The organism is Emticicia sp. (assembly GCF_049241225.1).
Lineage (GTDB): Bacteria > Bacteroidota > Bacteroidia > Cytophagales > Spirosomataceae > Emticicia.
This window is the reverse complement of sequence record NZ_JBMLRC010000151.1, coordinates 1-3,339: the sequence shown is the minus strand read 5'-3', so window position 1 is coordinate 3,339 and position 3,339 is coordinate 1. Positions and strand designations below refer to the sequence as shown.

The 3,339-nt window shown below is 41.4% G+C and carries 4 protein-coding genes; 1 reads left to right on the top strand and 3 read right to left on the bottom strand.

Annotated features, from left to right (window positions below; genetic code table 11):
• Positions 1-84 precede the first annotated feature (84 nt).
• The 3 genes from ACOVO2_RS08960 to xerD all read right to left on the bottom strand — a co-directional run bounded on the left by ACOVO2_RS08960 (position 85) and on the right by xerD (position 2,824).
• A complete protein-coding gene (locus ACOVO2_RS08960) occupies positions 85-834 on the bottom strand; it encodes a hypothetical protein (RefSeq protein WP_421769632.1) in 750 nt (249 codons plus the stop codon).
• Between the two features lie 44 nt (positions 835-878).
• On the bottom strand, positions 879-1,805 hold the full coding sequence (locus ACOVO2_RS08955) for a 1-phosphofructokinase family hexose kinase (RefSeq protein WP_421769631.1): 927 nt from the start codon (positions 1,803-1,805) through the stop codon (positions 879-881).
• Between the two features lie 89 nt (positions 1,806-1,894).
• Positions 1,895-2,824, bottom strand: a complete 930-nt coding sequence (xerD, locus tag ACOVO2_RS08950) for a site-specific tyrosine recombinase XerD (protein ID WP_421769630.1) — start codon at positions 2,822-2,824, stop codon at positions 1,895-1,897.
• Between the two features lie 58 nt (positions 2,825-2,882).
• Between xerD and aroQ the strand changes: the two genes are divergently transcribed.
• Positions 2,883-3,311 (top strand): type II 3-dehydroquinate dehydratase, encoded by a 429-nt coding sequence (gene aroQ, locus ACOVO2_RS08945; protein ID WP_421769629.1) that lies wholly within the window; start codon positions 2,883-2,885, stop codon positions 3,309-3,311.
• Positions 3,312-3,339 lie beyond the last annotated feature (28 nt).

The window sequence follows — 3,339 nt, the reverse complement described above, 5'->3', positions numbered from 1 at the left end:
TTAAAAAGCAAATGGAATCGTGGAGATAAATCAATCTTGTTCAAAAAGCTATCAAAAAATCAAAAGAAATTGATACTGTAATCGCTACCTCTTCCCCTCCATAAACGCTCGTAGTAGCGGTAAATCATCGGTGCCAATTACATCCACTTGTAAGGCCTTTAAGGTTTCAAAACCAAGCGTTGTGTTGGGTGTTCCCCAAAGCCTTACTTTTTTGTTTTTGGCGTGCATTTCTCCTACAAAAACGCTTATTTTATCGGCAACATCTTGCGGAAGGGCTTCTTTTCCTGCCCAATATTTGCCAAAATCAGCAAAGCTGGCACTTACCATATACACTCTTTTGAAAGCTGCTTTCGAGTAAACCAGCGTCCTTCTTCCATCAAACCAAAAGAGTTTATCGTAGTTCTGAAATTCTTCGGGTTTAGGCATATCTCCACTGATAGAAATTGTCACGTGGCGAAGCTCATTTTTATAAGGAAGTAACTGTTTTTCAAGCACTTGCATGATTTCTTTGCCTTGTTTTTTCAAATCTAACAATAAATGCAAAGACTTCTTATTGGGGTAAGGGTATCCCCCATTTTCTTTGATTTTCGCAAGTAATGGCTCAATGTATAGTTTGCGGAGTGTTCGGTCGGTTGACACATCTTTTTGGTCGTGAGCCACACAAAGTTCGCCATCTTTGAGATACAAATCGGCCTCAATCGAATCAAAACCTAAATCGTAGGCAGCAAAAAAAGGTTGTTTTTGCTCATAATCGTTATGAGAATGAATGATTTGGGCTGATATTTTGCTACTCGTTAGTAGCAGTATCAAAGAAAATAAAAAAAGGTTTTTCATATTTGTAGGGTTAGATTTAGTTAGAGCAAGTTCGGAAACTTGCTCTACTTGTATTTTTGCAACCATGCAAAAAGTCTTTGGGCATCTTCGGTTTTGAAGAGTTGCGTGCCTTCGTTCATGGTTGCTGCCGAGCCACAAGCCACACCCCAACGAAGCATTTCCTGCAAACTTTTGCCTTCTGATAAAGCCCAAACCATACCACCAACCATGCTGTCGCCCGCCCCAACGGTACTTTTTTTCTGAACTGACGGTGCCGGAATATGCTCGCAAATATCTTTTGTAACTAAAACAGCACCTTGTGGACCAAGCGAAACTACCACGATTTCACAACCGCCTTTGGCTATTATCTCACGAGCGGCCTCATCTACTTGGTCGATTTCTAAGGCTTCAACTCCTACCAATTTTGCCAGCTCACCAACGTTTGGTTTTAGCAGATACACACCTTCGTCAATGGCTCGTTTGAGTGGTTCGCCCGAGGTATCGATAACGAGTTTTGAGCCAGTTTTTCGAGAAACTGCGGCAACTTTTTCGTAGAAATCATCGCCCAAACCCGCCGAAAGACTACCACTGGCTACCAAAAAATCGGGTTTTAGTGCTTCGATTTGTTTCAACATTTCGGTGGCTTCTTCAGGCAAGATTTCGGCTCCTGGCATTCCGAAACGATACTGTGCATTAGTAAGCACATCGACCGCAATGAAGTTTTCACGAGTCCAATTTTTGGTTGTAATCGTCTGAAAATCAATCTTTTCTTTCTTCAGTAAATCTTGCAGCAAATCGCCCGTTGGGCCTCCTGCCGTGAAAACTGCTTTTGATTGTCCACCCAAGCGTGCTATGGCTTTTGAAACGTTGATTCCGCCACCGCCAGCATCGAAATGTGGGTTTTCACAACGAATTTTCTGTTCGGCCACCAAGCCCGAAAATTTGGTACTTTTGTCAACCGCTGGATTGACTGTTAATGTGATTATTTTCATAAATTTAGTTTTGACGGGGTCGCCCGTGCGATGATAGAATGAGCGAATGGTAGAATGTATAAGAATAATTAAATATTTTTTTTATTCACTCATTCTCTCATTCGTTCATTCATTATTCTTATCTCTCTCGGATGAAAACTTCGCATGGTTTCTTCCAAAAATACTCTATCGAGGTGCGTATAAATTTCGGTTGTTGTGATTGACTCGTGTCCGAGCATTTCTTGTACGGCTCGCAAATCGGCTCCGCCCTCGATGAGATGCGTAGCAAATGAATGGCGGAATGTATGCGGCGAAATGTTTTTCTGAATTCCTGCTCGCTCGGCTAAATCTTTGATTATCAAGAATATCATAACTCTCGAAAGTGCTTTACCTCGACGATTCAAGAAAACAATATCCTCGGCTTCTTCTTTGATATCTTGATGATTTCGTATAGTTTCGAGATAAATTTTTGTGTACTTAATGGCATCTCGACCGATAGGAATCAACCTTACCTTTCGTCCTTTTCCGAAAACTCGCACAAAACCAATATCAAAATAACAATTCGTTAGTTTTAAATCTATCAACTCCGAAACCCGCATACCGCAACTATACAAAACTTCTAAAATGGCTCGATTACGAGTGCCTTCGGGGGTAGAAACATCAATCATTTCGAGCATCTGTTCGATTTCAGGAAAAGACAGCGTATCGGGCAGCTTTCGGCCAACTTTTGGCGATTCAATCAAATGCGTGGGGTCGGTCTGAATCAAATTTTCGATGGCCATGTATTTGTAGAACGATTTAACGCCCGACAAAATACGTGCCTGTGAAGTAGCCGAAAGCCCAAAATCATTGAGGTATTCCAGGAAATCCATAATATCACGCTCGGTGATGGTTTCGGGCTTGGGTTGGTGCTTTGAGATTTCGGCAAATTGACTAAGTTTTTCCACATCACGCACATACGCTTCAATGGAGTTTTCGGACATCGAACGCTCCAAGCGTAAGTAATTTTTAAAGTGCTGTATGTAGATTGGCCAATTCAAAAGATATTCTGTTAATTTTACGGCAAATTAAGTCTTTTATCTCTATACATTTTGTCGAATGTCGAAAAATATCATCATTATCAACGGCCCAAACCTTAATCTTCTCGGAAAACGTGAACCACATATCTATGGAAGTCTGACTTTTGAGGCTTATTTTGAAGAATTGAAGGCGATATTTCCTGAGGTTACGCTGCATTATTTTCAGTCGAACCACGAGGGAGCAATCATAGATAAAATCCACGAAGTGGGCTATGGCGATACCGAATTTGCAGGAATTGTAATCAATGCGGGGGCATATACGCATACTTCGGTTGCCATTGTAGATGCACTTTCGGCCGTAAAAACACCTGCCGTTGAGGTACATATCTCGAACATTCATACCCGTGAGGCTTTCCGCCATCATTCGTATCTGACTCGTGTATGCAAAGGCATGATTACGGGTTTGGGCGTAAAAGGTTATGAATTTGGGGTGAGGTATTTTTTGTAATACCTCACATTTTAATAATTGCCTTGCT